Raw genomic sequence first — 16,868 nt, 5'->3', positions numbered from 1 at the left:
TCCTCAGACGTTGACGGGGGTTTCCTCGGTGCGCTCGGCCGCGTCCTCCAGGACGATCCGGCCGATGATCTCGTAGCGCTCCGGCTGCCTGGCCCTCAGGTAGAAGCCCAGACCGAGGCCGCCGAAGAAGACCAGGCCCACGATCCACGGGATGGCCTTGAAGAACAGCGAGTCGGCCGCCGTGCCGGCCGCCGTGTCGAGGTTCGTCACCAGCAGCCCGACGACCGCGATCATGCCGATGCCGCCGAGGAGCGGGGCGGTGAAGGTGCGGAACCAGTGGCGGTCCTCGGGGTGGTGCTTGCGGAAGTAGCCGATGACCGCGAAGGAGCACAGGGTCTGCACGATGAGGATGGCCATCGTGCCGAGGATCGCGAGCAGCGTGTAGAGGTGGATGTAGGGGTCCTGGCCGGTCAGCCAGAAGGCGGCCACGAGCGCGACCGCGATGACCGACTGCACGAACGACGCGATGTACGGCGAGCCGTGCTTGGCGTGGGTGTGGCCGAGGGCCGGGTGCAGGAAGCCCTCGCGGCCGATGGCGTACAAGTAGCGGGCGGCGCACTGGTGGAAGGCCATCCCGCAGGCGAACGACCCGGTGATCAGCAGCCATTGGAAGGCGTCGACGGCCCAGGCGCCGATGAACGAGTGCGCCGGGTCGAAGAACAGGTCGAGCGGGCTGGTCCCGGAGGAGATCTTCACCGAGCCCGCAAGTCCGTTGCCCGCGATGGTCATCCAGGACACGTAGATGTAGAAGAGGCCGACGCCGACGACCGAGATGAGGGTCGCGCGCGGGATGACGCGCTTGGGGTCCTTGCTCTCCTCGCCGTACATCGCGGTCGACTCGAAGCCGACCCACGACCAGAACGCGAAGAACAGTCCGAGCCCGGCGGAGGTGCCGGTGAAGGCGTTCTTCGGGTTGATGGGCTCCATGGGGATGCCGTCGGGGCCGCCGCCGTGCAGGAGTACGGCGGTGGCGACCGCGAAGAGGACGGCGATCTCGGCGATGAGCATCACGCCGAGGGCCTTCGCGGTCAGGTTGATGTCGAAGTACGCCAGCGCGGCGGTGACCAGCAGCATCGCCGCCGCGTACACGATCCAGGGCAGGTCGACGCCCAGTTGGTCGTCGACCGTGGTCTTCGCGAAGTAGGAGAAGACGCCGACGATCGACGCCTCGAAGACGACGTACGCCAGCACGGCCAGCATCCCCGAGGCCATGCCGGCGATCCGGCCCAGGCCGTGCGAGATGTACCCGTAGAAGGCCCCGGCCGCGGTGATCCGCCGGGCCATGGCGACGTATCCGACCGAGAAGACGGTCAGGACCAAGGTCGCGAAGAGATAGCCCGCCGGTGCGCCCGTGCCGTTGCCGAAGCCGACCGCGATCGGCAGGTTGCCGGTCATCGCGGTGATCGGCGCGGCGGTCGCCACCGCCATGAAGACGACGCCCACCAGACCGACGGAATTCGCCTTCAGCCGATGGACCTCTCGCGTGGGTGTCACTGGCTCTCGCGTGGGTTTTTCTGCCATTCCCGCCCCTCTCAACGTGCTTGCGCAACGAAATCCGAAGCCGAAATACGCCTTGCCTTTCGGATGCGTCAGTGTGGCGGCGGAGTGACGCATGCCACAAGCGACACGCGGTCGTGCAATCGGGCCCGGGGCGCGACGCATTGTCGTGTACAGGGCCGCGGTGATCGTCGCCGTAACCGTCCGGAGATGTCGTCGAAGCATGCGCGCGGGTAGCGTCCGGCTCATGGACAGCAGATTCGACAGCCAGGGCGCCGGCATCACCGTTCAACGGGCGCTGGAGCTGCCCGGCCTGCGCAGCGGCCTGCCCGAGATCCTCGCGGGCGCCGACCGGCTCGGGCGGTCCGTGCGCTGGGTGCACGCGGGCGAGGTCCCCAACATCGCCTCCCTCCTGAAGGGCGGCGAACTGCTGCTGACCACGGGTTACGGCCTCGGCACCCGCCCGGCCGAACAGCGGGCGTTCGTCCGCACGCTCGCCGAGCGCGGCATCGCGGCCCTCGTCATCGAACTCGGCCCCCGCTTCGCCCGCCTCCCCGCGGCCCTGGTCGACACGGCCCGCGCGACCGGCCTCCCCCTGGTCCAACTCCACCGTGAGGTGCCGTTCGTGACGGTCACGGAGGAGATCCACACCGAGATCGTCAACGGCCACTACGCGCTGCTCCAGCGGGCCGAGGAGGTCCACCGCCGATGTACGGAGGCCCTGCTGGGCGGCGGCGGGGTGCCCCAGGTGCTGGGCATCCTGGCGGACTTCAGCGACAACCCGGTCTTCCTGGAGACGACGGACGGCCAGCTCCTCTACGCGGCCGGTGCCGGGCCCGAGGGCGCGGACCCGCTCCAGGTGTGGGAGGGGCTGCGCGGCCAGCACAAGGACGCCCCGCCGGCCGGGTCCGTGCTGGTCGACGTCCCCGGCGGCGGGCCCGGCACCGGGTCGGTACGGGCCCGCCTGGTCCTGCTCCCGGTCCGCGCTCCTCTCGTCCCCGTGCACCGGATGGCGGCCGAGCGGGCGGCGGGCATCCTCGCCGTCGTCCTCATGCAGGCCCGCCAGGAGGAGGAGCTGGCCGCGCGGGGCCGCGGCGACTTCCTGACCGACCTCGCGGAGGGCCGGATCACCGCGGAGGACGCGCCCGCGCAGGCACGCGTGCTGGGCTTCAAGCCGGGGAGCAGCCCGCTGCTGCCGGTGGTCATGCGCCTCGGCGACACGCTGTCCCCGGGCGGCGGCTGGGCGGTCCTGGCGCGGGCGGTCTCGGAGGAACTGGCCTCGGTGGGGGTCCCGGTCCTCCTGGGCGTACGACCCCTCGAAGGCCGCGTGCTGGTGCTGCTGGGCCTGCGTTCGGAGTCGGAGCGGTCGGCGGTCGCGGACCGGGTCGCGGCGGCGCTGCGGGCCGGGGTGGAACGTGCCGGGATGCAGCGGCCCGGAGCCCAGCCGCCGGTCGTGGTGGTCGGTGTCGCGGGCGGATGGGCGGCGGCCTCGGCGGGGCTGCGGCACGCGGCCGAGACGGCGACGGCGGCCCAGGGCCTGTCGGACCGCCCCTGGTACGACGCCCGCCGCCTCGACATCGACCTGCTGCTGTGGCGCCTGCGCGACCATCCCGACCTGGCGGCCTTCGTCGACCGGGCGATCGGCCCGGTACGGGACCACGACGCCCGCTCCAAGCCACCGCTGCTGCCGACCCTGGAGACCTACCTCGCCCACGCCGGCCGCAAGGCGGAGACGGCCCGCGAGCTCCACCTCAACCGCCAGACCCTCTACAACCGCCTCGCCCGGATCGGCGAGTTGCTGGGCACGGACCTCGACGACCCGCAGACGGTACTGGCGTTGAGCCTGGCGCTGCGGGCGCGCAGGCACGTCCCCTAGATCAGCGGGCGCGGCTGGGTCAACTCGTCGTAGACACTGAGGACTTGTGCGACGGTCTCGTCCTCGGTCGGCCAGGTCGCCGCCTGCCGTACGCCCTTCTCGCGCAGCTCCTCGCAGCGCGCGGGATCGCCGAGCAGCCGTACGACGACGTCCGCGAGCGCCTCGACGTCCCCGTACGACACGAGTTCGGCGGCGTCGCCGACGAGTTCGGGCATGCTGCCGACGTCGGTCGCGACGAGCGGCACGCGCGCGTGCAGGGCCTCCTGGGCCAGCAGGGAACGCGACTCCCAACTGCTTGACAGCAGCGCGAGGTCGGCGGCGGCGAGCAGCTCGGTGACGTCGTCACGCCGTCCGATCAGCCGGACCGGCAGCCCCTCCTCCTCGATCCTGCTCTGCAACTCGGCCCGCAGCGGCCCCTCCCCGGCGATCACGACGAGCGGCACGGGATCGAGCGCCCGCCACGCGCGTGAGGCGTCCAGCAGCGTGTCGTACCCGCGATGCCGGTCCAGCGAGCCGACGGCCATCAGCAACGGCCGCCCGGTGGCGCCGAGTTCGGCCCGCACCTTGGGCCGCAGCCGGTCGGGGTCCTCCAGCCGCACGGCCTTGCGGGCGCCGGGCAGGGCGACGGCGGCGAGCCGCGCGTCCCGGGCGCCGGTGGTGCGCGCCCGGTCGACGAGGGCGGAGGTGGCCCCCAGCACCACGGAGGCGGCCTTCACGACCCGCCGCTCCAACAGCCGCACGAGATGGGCCCGCGCGCCCTCGGCGTGCGCCCGGTCGTGCCAGGTCACGACGAGCGGAGTACGCCGCCCGCTGAGCGCGAGGACGGCACGGAAGGAGGCGTGCAGCCCGTGCGCGTGCACGAGATCGGCGTCGGCGCAGGCGGCCCGCAGCGCGGCCACGGACCCCGGATCGCTGCTCCTGGGCACATGCACATGCTCGGCACCGGCCCCCGTGAAGTCGTAGATGCGATCCGCCTCGACGGGGGCGCACACGGTGACCTTCACGCCCCTCGCGACGAGCCCGGAGGCCAGGGACCGCACATGCGCACTGCTACCGGCGTTGCCGCCGCCGAGCACCTGCACGGTGCGCAGCGGTGACTGACCGTGCGGTGAGTGGCTGCTCACGGGGCTCACGTGGCCGGGGCTCCTGGTTCGGCGTCGGGCGGTCACGAGGAAACGTACAGAAGGTATCGAGCGGAGGGGTGTACCGCGCGCTTCCTACGCGTACTACGTGCTGCCCCAAGGATGCCAGCACGTACGGGTGTTCCGGGAACGCCGGGGGTGTGCGGGTTCGGGGTGGAGGTGGGGCGGGTCACTCACACGGGTGAATCAACCACCCCACCCGCCACACGGCGCTACGCGTCCGCCCTCGCCGCCGCCAACAGCTCCTCCGCATGGGCCCGAGCCGTCTCCGAGTCCTCCTGTCCCGCCAGCATCCGGGACAACTCCCGTACCCGATCCTCCCCTTCAAGCACCTTCACACCGGACCGCGTGACCGACCCGTCGTTGGTCTTCTCGACGAGCAACTGCCGGTCGGCGAAGGCCGCGACCTGCGGCAGATGCGTGACGACCACGACCTGCGCGGACTTGGCGAGCTTCGCGAGCCGCCGCCCGATCTCGACCGCCGCCTTGCCGCCGACACCGGCGTCGACCTCGTCGAAGAGATACGTCGGCACCGGATCGGTCCCCGCGAACACGACCTCGACGGCCAGCATCACGCGCGAGAGCTCACCGCCGGAGGCGCCCTTGGCGATGGGCCGCGGCGGAGCACCGGGGTGCGGCGCGAGCAGCAGCTCGACCTCGTCCACACCCGACGGCCCGTACGCGACGGTCCGCCCGCCGACCTCGACACCGTCCGGGTCCTCGGTCTGCCGGATGTCGAAGGACACGCGCGCGTGCGGCATGGCCAGCGAGGCCAGCTCGGCGGTCACGGCGGCCGCGAACCGCGAGGCCGCCTCCGCCCGCGCGTCGCTCAACGCCTGCGCCAGCCCACCCAGTTCGGCCCGCAGCGCGTCCCGCTCGTCGGTGAGCTCCCCGATCCGCTCGTCGTCCCCGTCCAGCTCGGTGAGGCGCGCGGCCCCCTGCTCGGCCCAGGACAGAACCGCGGCGACATTCTCGCCGTACTTCCGCGTCAGCGCCGTGAGAGCGGCCCTGCGCTCCTCGACCGCCGCCAGCCGCAGCGGATCGGCGTCGAGATCGTCGGCGTACCCCGCCAGCTCCCCGGCGACGTCCCCCAGCAGGATCCCGACCTCGCCGATCCGGTCGGCGAGCGCGGCCAGGGCGGGGTCGTAGGACCGTACGGCGTCCAGAGCCCGCTGAGCGCCCGCCACCAGCGTCGTGGCATCGATGCCCTCGGGGTCCTCGGGGTTCCCGGCGAGGGCCGCATGCGCGGCCGTGGCGGCGGACGACAGGGCCTCGGCGTGCCCGAGCCGCTCCGCCTCCTCGGCCAGCTCGGCGTCCTCACCCGCGCGCGGTTCGACCCCGGCGATCTCGTCGAGGCCGTAGCGCAGCATGTCGGCCTCCTGGGCCCGCTCACGCGCGCGTGTGGTGATCTCGTCGAGCTCGGCGGAGACCGCCCGCAGCCGCCGGTAGGCCTCGCCGTACTTGGCGAGCGGCACGGCGACGGCGTCCCCGGCGTACCGGTCCAGCGCCTGCCGCTGCCGCGACAGCTTCAGCAGCCCCTGCTGATCGGTCTGCCCGTGCACGGCGACCAGCTCGTCGGCGAGCTCGGCGAGCACACCCACGGGCACGCTCCGCCCGCCCAGGTGCGCCCGCGACCGCCCTTCGGCGGAAACGGTACGGCTGATCAGCAGCGCCCCGTCGTCGAGCTCGGCCCCGGCCTCTTCGGCGCGTACGACGGCCGTGGCGCCCGCGGGGACGGTGATCCGCCCCTCCACGACCGCCTTGTCGGCCCCGATCCGCACGAGCGCCGGGTCCGCCCGCCCACCGAGCAGCAGCCCCAGGCTGGTGACCACCATGGTCTTGCCCGCACCCGTCTCACCGGTGACAGCGGTGAACCCGGGCGACAGCTCGACGACGGCATCGTCGATGACTCCGAGCGACCGTATCCGCATCTCTTCCAGCACGGTGAAGACCTTACGAGGTAAGGGCGCGAGAGTGCGAGGCACCCTGTCACCCAGGGGAGTGGAGATACCCAGGGGCGCGGGGAACTGCGCGAGCAACCACAACCCACCCGCACCCGCGCACGCTCCGCAACCAGCCCCCACAGCTGGCTAGTGAGGCGCCCCCCGCCACCCGGAAACAGGCAACGCGAACTTCGCCACAAGCCGGTCGGTGAAGGACGCATGGTGCAGCCGAGCGAGCCGCACCGGCACAGCCCCCCGCCGCACCTCGACCCGCGCCCCCGGCGGCAACTCGACCGTCCGCCGCCCGTCGCACCACAGCACCCCCGGCGGAATGTGCGGCAGAACCTCCACAGCCAACACAGAATCCGGCGATGTCACGAGCGGCTTCGCGAACAGCGCATGCGCACTGATCGGCACCATCAGCAACGCCTCGACCTCGGGCCACACCACCGGCCCACCCGCGGAGAACGCGTACGCGGTGGACCCGGTCGGCGTCGACAGCACGATCCCGTCGCACCCGAACCCGGTGACCGGCCGCCCGTCGATCTCCAGCACCACTTCCAGCAGCTTCTCGGCGCCCGCCTTCTGCACCGCCGCCTCGTTCAGCGCCCAGTCGGTGTGCACGATGTCCCCGTTGCTGTGGACCACCACATCAACGGTCATCCGCTCCTCGACCTCGTACGACTTGGTCACCACCCGGTCGACGACCTTGTCGAGATCGTCCCGCTCGGCCTCGGCGAGGAACCCCACCCGCCCGAGATTGACGCCCAGCATCGGCACCCCGGACGCCCGGGCGAACTCGGCGCCGCGCAGCAGCGTCCCGTCCCCGCCCAGCACGATCAGCAGCTCGCACCCGTCGAGGCACTGCGGAGTCGCCTCCTTGACGAGCTCCACCTCCTCAGGAAGCGGCAGGTCCGCGGCCTCGTACTCCAACACCCGCACGCCGATGCCCTCGCGCAGCAGCCCCTTCACCACCAGCTCGGCGCTGCGGATCGCCGCAGGCCGACCGGTGTGGGCGAGCAGGAAAACAGTACGAGCTCGGTTCTGTGTCAACGAGGCCCCTCCGCCACTGCACGGTCAACGTCGGCCGGTTCCAGGGCGGGCGCCCCGGCACGCAGCCACAGAAAGTATTCGACATTGCCCGAGGGCCCGGGCAGCGGACTGGCCGTGACACCCTTCACCCCGAGCCCGAGTTCCCACGCCTTCTCGGCAACTCCGCGCACGGCCTCCGCCCGCAGCTGCGGACTCCGTACGACTCCCCCACTGCCCAGCCGTTCCTTCCCCACCTCGAACTGCGGCTTGACCATCATCACCAGGTCGGCGTCCGGCTTCACGCACCGCGCCAGGGCGGGCAGCACCAGCCCGAGAGGGATGAAGGACAGATCCCCCACGACAAGATCCACAGGTTCCCCATCGATCGCTTCAAGCGTCAACTCGCGTACGTTCGTACGGTCCTTGACGGTGACGCGTTCATCGCTCTGCAGAGTCCACGCGAGTTGTCCGTAACCGACGTCCACGGCGACGACGTGCGCGGCCCCCGACCGCAGCAGCACATCGGTGAACCCGCCCGTGGACGCGCCCGCGTCCAGCGCCCGCCGGCCCTCGACGACGAGCCCCTGCGGCACGAACGCCTCCAGCGCGCCCGCGAGCTTGTGCCCGCCCCGGGACACGTACTCGGGGTCGTTGTCGTCGCTCTGCACCACGATCGCCGCCGCGGTCTCCACCTGCGTCGCGGGCTTGGTCGCCACGGTCTTGCCGACGGTGACCCGCCCGGCCGCGATCAGCTGGCTGGCATGTTCACGCGACCGCGCGAGCTTCCGGCGGACCAGCTCCGCGTCCAGACGGCGACGTGCGACTCCTGCCACGTTCGGTTCAGCTCCTGTTTCGGTACGGCTGTTGGTACGACGGTGAGGGCGCCGGTGGTCCCGGGCGGGCGTCGAGCGCGGTCAGCGTGTCACGCAGCCCCCGGTGTACATCCTCGTACACCTCGACGTGTCCGTCCGTGGCGAGGTGGTCGGCGTCGGCCAGCCGCTCCAGCTGGGCGTCGACCTCGGCGTTGCCGGTGGGGGTGCGGGGGACGTCCAGCGGGGCGGGTGCGGCGGGGTCGTACGCCGGCTCCACCGCCTCCTGGGAAGCCGCCGGGATCTCCGTCTCCGGTACTGCGTCGCTCATGCCCAGACGCTACCCCGAAGCCCTGGGGTACCGTCGATCGCGATGGCCACGATCGAGGAGTGCCGTGCCGCACTCGAAAAGCTCTCGGACAACATGCAGCACGCCGAAGGGGACGTCGCCGCCGCGACCGCCCTGGACCGCTCGGTCAGCTGCCGGATCACCGACCTCGACATCACCTTCGTGGGCCGTATGACGGGCGGCCGGATCGTCGTCCAGGACACGATCCAGGGCGCGCCCGAGGAGAAGGCCCAGATCAGACTGACCATGAAGGGCGACGACCTGGTCGCGCTGGTCAACGGCGAGCTGAACTTCGCCAAGGCCTGGGGCTCGGGCCGGGTGAAACTGGAGGCAGGCCTCAAGGACCTCTTCCAGCTCAGGAAGCTTCTCTGACCACCGCGCGTGCCTTCCGCGCCGCCGGCACCACCAGCGGCGTCCCCGTCTCCGGGTCGTCGATCACCTGGCAGTGCAGCCCGAAGACCTCCTCGACCAGCTCGGCCGTGACGATGTCGTTCGGCGCGCCCTCGGCGATGACGCTGCCGCCCTTGAGGGCGATCAGGTGGGTGGCGTAGCGCGCGGCGTGGTTGAGGTCGTGCAGGACGGCCACCAGCGTGCGCCCCTGCTCCTCGTGCAGCTCGGCACAGAGGTCGAGGACGTCGATCTGGTGCTGGATGTCCAGGTAGGTCGTCGGCTCGTCAAGGAGCAGCAGCGGCGTCTGCTGGGCGAGCGCCATCGCGATCCACACGCGCTGCCGCTGACCGCCGGACAGTTCGTCCACGTACCGGTCGGCGAGCTCGGCGACGCCGGTCTGCGCCATCGACTCCTGGACGACCCGCTCGTCCTCGGTCGACCACTGGCGCAGCAGCCCCTGGTGCGGGTACCGGCCGCGGCCCACCAGGTCGCCGACGGTGATCCCGTCCGGCGCGATCGACGACTGCGGCAGCAGCCCCAGGGTCCGCGCGACCTTCTTCGCGGGCATCGACTGGATGACCTGCCCGTCGAGCAGCACCCGTCCCTGACTCGGCTTCAGCATCCGTGACAGCGCCCGCAGCAGCGTGGACTTGCCGCACGCGTTCGGGCCGACGATCACCGTGAAGGAGTTGTCGGGGATCTCCACCGACAGCTGCTCGGCGATGACGCGCTGGTCGTAGGCGAGGGTGACGTCCTCGGCGGAGAGGCGGTTCACGGTGCTCCTTGGGTTGTTCAGGGTGCGGTCGGTGCGGCCTGCGGCTGCGGCGCTCATATCCGGCCCGCCTTCCGCTCGGTGACCAGCAGCCACAGCAGATAGACGCCGCCGAGCACACCGGTGACCACGCCCACCGGCATCTGGTCGGCGCCGAAGACCTTCTGCGACAGCAAGTCGGCCGCGACCAGCAGGGCCGCGCCCATGCACAGCGACGGCAGCAGGTTCGGGCCGGGCGAGCGGGTCAGCCGCCGGGCGAGCTGCGGCGCGGTGAGCGCCACGAAGCTGACGGGCCCCGCGGCGGCGGTGGCGGTGGCGGTGAGCAGCACGGCGGCCACCATCAGCAGCGCCCTGGTGCGCTCGACGCGCACACCGAGGGCGTTGGACACGTCGTCGCCCATCTCCATCATCCTGAGCGCCCGCGCGTTGCCGAGGACCAGCGGAACCAGCACGGCGCACAGCCACAGCAGCGGCCACACCTGCTCCCAGTCCCGCCCGCTGAGCGAGCCGGTCATCCAGACGACGGCTTGGGCGGCCTCGGTGATGGTGGACTTGGTCAGCAGATAGCCGTTGACGGCCGTGAGGATCGCGGACACCCCGATGCCGACCAGGACGAGCCGGTATCCGTGCACCCCCTGTTTCCAGGCGAGCAGATAGATGGCGAGTCCGGCACCGAGGCCGCCCACCAGCGCTCCGACGGTGACCTCGCCCGCGCTCCCGGAGAACAGCACGATCACGGTGAGCGCCCCGGCGGTCGCCCCCTGCCCGAGCCCGAGGATGTCCGGACTGCCCAGCGGATTGCGCGACACGGCCTGGAACAGCGCCCCGCCGAGCCCGAGCGAGGCCCCGACCAGCAGCCCGACGAGGACACGCGGCAGCCGCAGCTCGTTGACGATGAACTCCTGGCCCGCGTTCCCGTCGCCCATCAGCGTCTTGAGCACGTCCCCGGCCGGGATCGGGAAGTCTCCTGTGCCGATCAGCACGACGCTCGCGGCGAGCGCGGCGGCCAGCAGGAGGAGGACGACGACGAAGGCCCGGACGTCGAGCCGGACCGACAGCCCGCCGGGCGTCCTGACGGCACGGTTGGCGCGCGGGGAGCGCTCGGCACGGTTGGTCTTCACAGCTGTGCCGTCCTCCGCCGTCGTACGAGAAAGATGAAGACCGGGCCACCGATGATCGCGGTCACGATGCCGACCTGAAGCTCCGAGGGCCGGGCGACGACCCGGCCGATGACATCGGCGCCGAGCAGCAGCACCGGCGACAGGATGGCCGCGTACGGCAGGATCCAGCGCAGGTCGGGCCCGGTGAAGGAGCGCACGACGTGCGGCACCATCAGCCCGACGAACACGATCGGCCCGCAGGCCGCGGTCGCCGCCCCGCACAGCACGACGGCCGCGAGCATCGACAGGGCCCGCGTCCGGTTGAGGTTGGCACCGAGGGCCCGCGCGGTGTCGTCGCCCATCTCCATGGCGTTCAGCGGCCGGGCGAGGGCCAGGGCGAGGAGCGTGCCGCCCGCGAGGAACGGCAGGACCTGGAGGATCGTCGACTCGCTCGCCGAGGTCAGCGAACCCACCGTCCAGAAGCGCATCTTGCCCAGCGCCGCCTCGTCCGTGATCATCACGGCCTGGAGATAGCCGTAGAGCGCGGCGCTGATCGCCGTACCGGCGAGCGCCAGCCGCACCGGCGTCGCTCCCCGGCTGCCGCCCAGGAACCACACGAGCGCGCCGACCGCCGCCGCCCCGAAGAACGCGAACCACACGTACCCCCTCAGGCTCGTCACCCCGAAGTACGTCATGGCGGTGACGACCGCCGCGGACGCGCCCGCGTTGATCCCGAGCAGCCCCGGGTCGGCCAGCGGGTTCCGGGTGAGCGCCTGGAGGACGGCCCCGGCGAGCCCGAGCGCGGCCCCGGCCAGCAACCCGAGCAGGGTCCGCCACAGCCGCTCGGTCACGACGACGTCGCCATACGTCCCGGAGTCCTCGAACAGGCCGTGCCACACCTGCCCCAGCGACAGCTCTTTCGCCCCGATCGCGATGCTCGCCAGCGCGACGAGCACCAGGATCACGACGGACACGAGCAACCCAAGGACACGTATCGCCCGGCGGGTTGGGGGCGCGGGGGCGGTTTCCGCGCGCTGTTCGGGAGGACTGTCGACCAACACGCAGTTAGGTTAGCCTACCCTCCGATCCGGCCACGATCCCGCTGCCCGGGTTCACAGGGAGACCCCGGCTACAACCCAAGCCGCGCCAGCGCCTTCCCCCCGTCCAGCTCGCATGCCCCGTCTCCGGCCGCCGTCCAGGCCGCCGCACACAGCGCCCGCAGCCCGTCCAACGCCTCCCCGTCACCGTCCAGTTCCAGCCGCTCGCTACCGGCCGTGGCCGTCCAGCCCCCGCACCGGAAACCACCCTCCGCCTCGACGACCTCGGGCTGCCCGGTCAGCAACCCCCGCAGATCGGCGTCGACATACGTCGGCCGGTGCTGCGGCGGCGCGGCCAGCAGCTGCGCCCCGTCCGTCACGCCGGTCAGCACGAGCAGCGAGTCGACCTCCCCGTTGAACGCCCCCTCGATGTCCGTGTCCAGCCGGTCCCCCACCACCAGCGGCCGCATGGCACCGGTCCGCAGAATCGTCTCCCGGTGCATCGGAGGCAGCGGCTTCCCCGCGACCTGCGGCTCGGCCCCGGTCGCGATCCGCACGACCTCCACCGCGGCCCCGTTGCCCGGCGCGATGCCCCGCCCGCTCGGGATCGTCAGGTCGGTGTTGGACGCGAACCACGGCACCCCGCGCGCGACGGCGTACGAAGCCTCCGCGAACCGCCCCCACGGCAGGTCGGGCCCACCGAACCCCTGCACCACGGCCGCCGGATCGTCGTCCGCCGACTCCACCGGCACAAGCCCGCGCTCCCGCAACGCGACCCGCAGCCCCTCACCACCGATCACGAGGACCCGCGAACCGGCCGGCACCTGCTCACTGATCAGCCGCGCCACCGCCTGAGCGGACGTGATGACGTCATCGGCCCCGGTCGGTATCCCCAGCTCGGTCAGATGCTCCGCCACGGTGTCGGGCGTCCGCAGCGCGTTGTTGGTGACGTAGGCGAGGTGCATCCCACCGGCCCGAGCCGTGGCCAGCGACTCGACCGCGTGCACGATCGCGTTCCCACCCGCATACACCACCCCGTCGAGGTCGAGCAGCGCGGTGTCGTACGCCTCGCTCAGGGCCTGGCCACTGCCCGCGGGCCTCGTCCTGACGCTCTGGCTCATTCCACATCGCTCCTCGCTCGACGGCTTTCCCCCGATCATCTCGCACGCCACTGACACACGTACGATGCCGGGATGAACACCGCAGGTCACTCGGAAGCAACGGCGCGCCGGGGCCTGGAACTCACCCCGTTCCGAGGCCTCCGCTACGACCCCGACCGGGTCGGCAGCCTGGCCGCCGTGACGTCACCGCCGTACGACGTCGTCGTACGCCCCGACGGCCTCCACCACCTGCAGTCCAACGACCCGCACAACATCGTCCGGCTGATCCTCCCGCAGGCCACCACCCCCGCCGCCCGCAACGAACAGGCCGCCACGACCCTGCGCCGCTGGCTCGCCGAAGGCGTCCTCGCCGCCGACCCGGAGCCGGGCCTGTACGTGTACGAGCAGCGCGACGGCGCCGGCATGCTGCAACGCGGCATCATCGGCGCCCTGCGCGTCTCGGACCCCGCGGACCAGGTGGTCCTGCCCCACGAGGACGTCATGCCGCACGTCGTCGCCGACCGCGCGGCCCTCATGCGCGCCACCTCGGCGAACCTGGAGCCCCTGCTCCTGACGTACCGAGGCAACGGCACCGCCGCCGACACCACGGCCGTGGTCGAACGTACGGCCGAGCAGGAGCCGTTGCTCTCCACCACCACCGAGGACGGCTACAGCCACCGTCTGTGGTCCATCACCGACCCGGCGGACCTGGCCCGCATCCAGTCCGACCTGGCCCGGCACCAGGCCCTCATCGCCGACGGCCACCACCGCTGGGCGACCTACCGCCGCCTCCGCGCGGAGAACCCGTCCCCCAGCCCCTGGGACTACGGCCTGGTCCTCCTGGTCGACACGGCCCGCTACCCCCTCCGCGTCCGCGCCATCCACCGCCTCCTGCACGGCCTGCCGGTGGCGGACGCCCTGGCCTCACTCGACGGCCTGTTCCACGTACGACGCCTCGACATCCCTCTCTCCGAGGCCCTGGAGGTGCTGGCCGACGCCGCCTGCGCGGGCAACGCCTTCCTCCTCGCCGGCGACGGCGCCTTCCACCTCGTCGACCGCCCGGACCCGGACCTCCTCGCCCGCACGATCCGGGCCGACCGCCCAGCGGCCTGGCGCACCCTGGACGCGACCGTCCTGCACGCCACGCTCCTCGCCCACGTCTGGCACATCCCCGAGGACGACCCCACCCGCATCGCCTACATCCACGACACCGCGGCCACCGTCCGCAAGGCCGAACGCGACGGCGGTACGGCCGTCCTCATGCACCCGGTCCGCGAGGAGGTCGTCCGCGACCTGGCCCGCCAAGGCGTGACGATGCCCCGAAAGTCGACGTCCTTCGGCCCGAAGCCGGCCTCCGGCCTGGTCCTACGCGCGCTGGAACTCTGAACACACGAAAGGGCGGGACCCCGGCGCCGGGGTCCCGCCCTTTCGTGTCTGTACGTCAGTCCTTGTCGTCGTCCGTCGAGGAAACGTCCGCGTCGTCCGCGTCGTCCTCCACGTCTACGACCTCGACGACCTCGACGTCACCGCCGCTCTCGACCTCGCTGTCGCCCTCGGCCTCCGCCTCGGCCTCGTTCTCGTCGAAGGCGTCGACGAACTCGACACCGTCCAGCTCGGCAAGCCGGTCAGAGGCGTCCGTGCTGCCGTCCCGGTCAGCCTCGACGGCCTTGGCGAACCACTCCCGCGCCTCGCCCTCACGCTTGGCGGCGAGCAGCGCGTCGGCGTAGGCGTACCGCAGACGCGCGGTCCACGGCTGCACCGAGTTGGAGGCCAGCTCGGGGCTCTGCAGCGTCACGATGGCCGCGTCCAACTGCCCCATGTCACGCCGGGCACCGGCCGCGACAAGCCGCATCTCGACCTGACCGGCCTTGTCCAGCTTGTTCACCTCGGGGGCCCCGGCCATGTCCAGCGCCTTCTCCGGCCGCCCGAGCCCACGCTCGCAGTCGGCCATGACAGGCCACAGCTCCGCGCTGCCGGTCATCCGCCGCGCGGCCCGGAACTCGGCGAGCGCCTCGGAGTACTTCTGGTTCGCGTACGCCGCGAAGCCGGCCGCCTCCCGTACGGCGGCGACACGCGACGCGAGCCGCAGCGCGATCTTGGAGTAGGCGTAGGCGCGCTCAGGGTCCTCGTCGATGAGCCGGGCGACCATCACCAGGTTCCTGGCCACGTCCTCCGCCAGCGTCTTCGGCAGGCTCAGCAGCTCCTGGCGTACGTCGCCGTCGATCTCGTCGCCCGTGACGTCCTCGGGGATCGGCAGCCGCTTGATCGGCTCACGGTCCCTGTCCCGGTCCCGGTCGTCGCGCCCACGGAAGCCGCCGCGCCGGTCGTCACGGCCGTAGCCGCCACGGCTGTCGTCACGCCGGTCGTCCCGCCCACGGAACCCGCCGGGCCGCCCACCGCGGTCGTCACGACGGGGCCCGCCACGGAAGCCGCCACGGTCGCCTCGGTCGTCTCCACGGAACCCGCGGTCACGGTCCCGGTCGTCCCGGCCGCGGAAGCCACCCCGGTCGTCGCGACGCTCGTAGGAGCCGCCACCGCGGTTGTCACCGCGGCTGTCGTCACGCCGGTACGCCGGACGGGGACCGCGGTCGTCGCCACGCCGGTCATCGCGACGGTCGTCGCGCCGCTCGTACGAACCGCCGCCGCGGTTGTCGCCACGGTTGTCGTCGCGTCGGAAGCCACCACGGTCCCCGCGGTCGCCCCGGTCATCGCGCCGGAAGCCACCGCGGTCGCCTCGGTCGTCTCCACGGAACCCGCGGTCACGGTCCCGGTCGTCCCGCCCACGGAAGCCACCCCGGTCGTCGCGACGCTCGTAGGAGCCGCCGCCCCGGTTGTCACCGCGGCTGTCGTCACGCCGGAACCCACCGCGGTCCCCGCGGTCACCACGGTCATCGCGTCGGCCGTAACCGCCGCCGCGGTTGTCGCCGCGGCTGTCGTCACGCCGGTACGCCGGGCGGGGGCCGCGGTCTTCGTCGCGGCGCTCTCCCCGGTCCCGGTCGTCACGGCGGAAGGCGGGCCGGTCACGGTCGCCGTCACGGCGGAAGCCGCGGTCCCGGTCGTCCCGACGCGGGCCACTGGGACGGTCGTCGCGCCGGAACGCAGGGCGAGGCCCGCGGTCGTCGCCACGCCGGTCATCGCGACGGTCGTCACGCCGGCCGTAGCCGCCGCCCCGGTTGTCGCCACGGTTGTCGTCGCGTCGGAAGCCACCGCGGTTGTCGCCACGGCTGTCGTCACGCCGGAAGCCTCCGCGGTCACCGCGGTCATCGCCTCGACGGTCGTCACGTCGGTCGTCGCGCCGACCGTAGCCACCGCCCCGGTTGTCATCGCGCCGGCCATAGCCGCCACGGTCGCCACTGCGGTCATTGCCTCGGTCGTTGTCGCGCCGGAAGCCACCGCGGTCGCCTCGGTCACCGCGGTCGCCGCCGCGGTATCCGCCCCGGTCCCCGCGATCGCCACGGTCACCACTGTCCCGTCGCCGCTGGTCGCGCTCCGGTCGGTCGTCGGGAGAGTTGGTGGACATTGGTGACTCCTGTCTCGGTACTGCAAGCATTGTAAAAACAAAAGGACCCCTGGTCCCAGCTGAACGCTGGGACCAGGGGTCCTTCCAAAGATTGTTCGGCGGCGTCCTACTCTCCCACAGGGTCCCCCCTGCAGTACCATCGGCGCTGTAAGGCTTAGCTTCCGGGTTCGGAATGTAACCGGGCGTTTCCCTCACGCTATGACCACCGAAACCCTAATGGTTTCGAGCGAACAAGCACACTCTGTAGTTATTAGTGATGCGTTCTGCTCAAAAAACCGGCAACGGTCGTTGCCTCAGAACT

Annotated in this window: 15 protein-coding genes and 1 rRNA gene; 3 read left to right on the top strand and 13 right to left on the bottom strand. The window is 72.0% G+C overall.

The features are described 5' to 3' along the window. Positions 1–3: 3 nt before the first annotated feature. Positions 4–1,521, bottom strand: coding sequence for an APC family permease (locus IQ210_RS37110; protein WP_194083635.1), 1,518 nt, complete (start codon positions 1,519–1,521; stop codon positions 4–6). 223 nt (positions 1,522–1,744) lie between these two features. Between IQ210_RS37110 and IQ210_RS37105 the strand changes: the two genes are divergently transcribed. Then, complete coding sequence (locus IQ210_RS37105; RefSeq protein WP_194083634.1) at positions 1,745–3,373, top strand: PucR family transcriptional regulator; 1,629 nt, start codon at positions 1,745–1,747, stop codon at positions 3,371–3,373. Here IQ210_RS37105 and IQ210_RS37100 read toward each other — a convergent pair. The 5 genes from IQ210_RS37100 to IQ210_RS37080 all read right to left on the bottom strand — a co-directional run bounded on the left by IQ210_RS37100 (position 3,370) and on the right by IQ210_RS37080 (position 8,630). Next, positions 3,370–4,506 carry a glycosyltransferase family 4 protein gene (locus IQ210_RS37100; protein WP_194083633.1) on the bottom strand — a complete coding sequence of 379 codons (1,137 nt, stop codon included), beginning with the start codon at positions 4,504–4,506 and terminating at the stop codon, positions 3,370–3,372. The genes IQ210_RS37105 and IQ210_RS37100 overlap by 4 nt on opposite strands. A 221-nt stretch (positions 4,507–4,727) precedes the next feature. Next, positions 4,728–6,446: a DNA repair protein RecN gene (recN, locus tag IQ210_RS37095; RefSeq protein ID WP_194083807.1), complete on the bottom strand. Its 1,719-nt coding sequence runs from the start codon at positions 6,444–6,446 to the stop codon at positions 4,728–4,730. 159 nt (positions 6,447–6,605) lie between these two features. Next, positions 6,606–7,511: an NAD kinase gene (locus tag IQ210_RS37090; protein ID WP_079312609.1), complete on the bottom strand. Its 906-nt coding sequence runs from the start codon at positions 7,509–7,511 to the stop codon at positions 6,606–6,608. Then, positions 7,508–8,323, bottom strand: a complete 816-nt coding sequence (locus tag IQ210_RS37085) for a TlyA family RNA methyltransferase (protein WP_194083632.1) — start codon at positions 8,321–8,323, stop codon at positions 7,508–7,510. The genes IQ210_RS37090 and IQ210_RS37085 overlap by 4 nt, the downstream gene beginning before the upstream one ends. 7 nt (positions 8,324–8,330) lie before the next feature. After that, on the bottom strand, positions 8,331–8,630 hold the full coding sequence (locus IQ210_RS37080; RefSeq protein WP_194083631.1) for a hypothetical protein: 300 nt from the start codon (positions 8,628–8,630) through the stop codon (positions 8,331–8,333). A gap of 42 nt (positions 8,631–8,672) precedes the next feature. Between IQ210_RS37080 and IQ210_RS37075 the strand changes: the two genes are divergently transcribed. Next, complete coding sequence (locus IQ210_RS37075; protein ID WP_097262188.1) at positions 8,673–9,020, top strand: SCP2 sterol-binding domain-containing protein; 348 nt, start codon at positions 8,673–8,675, stop codon at positions 9,018–9,020. Here the strand turns inward: IQ210_RS37075 and IQ210_RS37070 are convergent. From IQ210_RS37070 to IQ210_RS37055, 4 genes are all read right to left on the bottom strand, one after another. After that, a complete protein-coding gene (locus IQ210_RS37070) occupies positions 9,004–9,870 on the bottom strand; it encodes an ABC transporter ATP-binding protein (RefSeq protein ID WP_194083630.1) in 867 nt (288 codons plus the stop codon). The two genes, IQ210_RS37075 and IQ210_RS37070, sit on opposite strands and share 17 nt — an antisense overlap. Next, positions 9,867–10,931, bottom strand: coding sequence for a FecCD family ABC transporter permease (locus tag IQ210_RS37065; protein WP_194083629.1), 1,065 nt, complete (start codon positions 10,929–10,931; stop codon positions 9,867–9,869). Before IQ210_RS37065 ends, IQ210_RS37070 begins: the two co-directional genes overlap by 4 nt. After that, positions 10,928–11,971, bottom strand: a complete 1,044-nt coding sequence (locus IQ210_RS37060; RefSeq protein ID WP_194083628.1) for a FecCD family ABC transporter permease — start codon at positions 11,969–11,971, stop codon at positions 10,928–10,930. Before IQ210_RS37060 ends, IQ210_RS37065 begins: the two co-directional genes overlap by 4 nt. Positions 11,972–12,039: 68 nt before the next feature. Continuing rightward, the gene (locus IQ210_RS37055; protein ID WP_194083627.1) at positions 12,040–13,068 is read right to left on the bottom strand and encodes an HAD hydrolase-like protein; all 1,029 of its coding nucleotides are present in this window, start codon (positions 13,066–13,068) and stop codon (positions 12,040–12,042) included. Positions 13,069–13,140: 72 nt separating this feature from the next. Between IQ210_RS37055 and IQ210_RS37050 the strand changes: the two genes are divergently transcribed. Next, a complete protein-coding gene (locus IQ210_RS37050) occupies positions 13,141–14,433 on the top strand; it encodes a DUF1015 domain-containing protein (protein ID WP_194083626.1) in 1,293 nt (430 codons plus the stop codon). 55 nt (positions 14,434–14,488) lie between these two features. Here the strand turns inward: IQ210_RS37050 and IQ210_RS37045 are convergent, their stop codons facing one another. From IQ210_RS37045 to rrf, 3 genes are all read right to left on the bottom strand, one after another. Continuing rightward, the gene (locus tag IQ210_RS37045; protein ID WP_228049198.1) at positions 14,489–15,304 is read right to left on the bottom strand and encodes a tetratricopeptide repeat protein; all 816 of its coding nucleotides are present in this window, start codon (positions 15,302–15,304) and stop codon (positions 14,489–14,491) included. Further along, positions 15,241–16,503, bottom strand: coding sequence for a hypothetical protein (locus IQ210_RS37040; protein ID WP_322657675.1), 1,263 nt, complete (start codon positions 16,501–16,503; stop codon positions 15,241–15,243). The genes IQ210_RS37045 and IQ210_RS37040 overlap by 64 nt, the downstream gene beginning before the upstream one ends. 157 nt (positions 16,504–16,660) lie before the next feature. Further along, positions 16,661–16,777 (bottom strand): 5S ribosomal RNA (rrf, locus tag IQ210_RS37035). Positions 16,778–16,868: the final 91 nt, after the last annotated feature.

Source organism: Streptomyces justiciae (assembly GCF_015163075.1).
Classification (GTDB): Bacteria; Actinomycetota; Actinomycetes; order Streptomycetales; family Streptomycetaceae; genus Streptomyces; species Streptomyces justiciae.
This window is presented reverse-complemented; position numbering and strand designations above follow the sequence as displayed.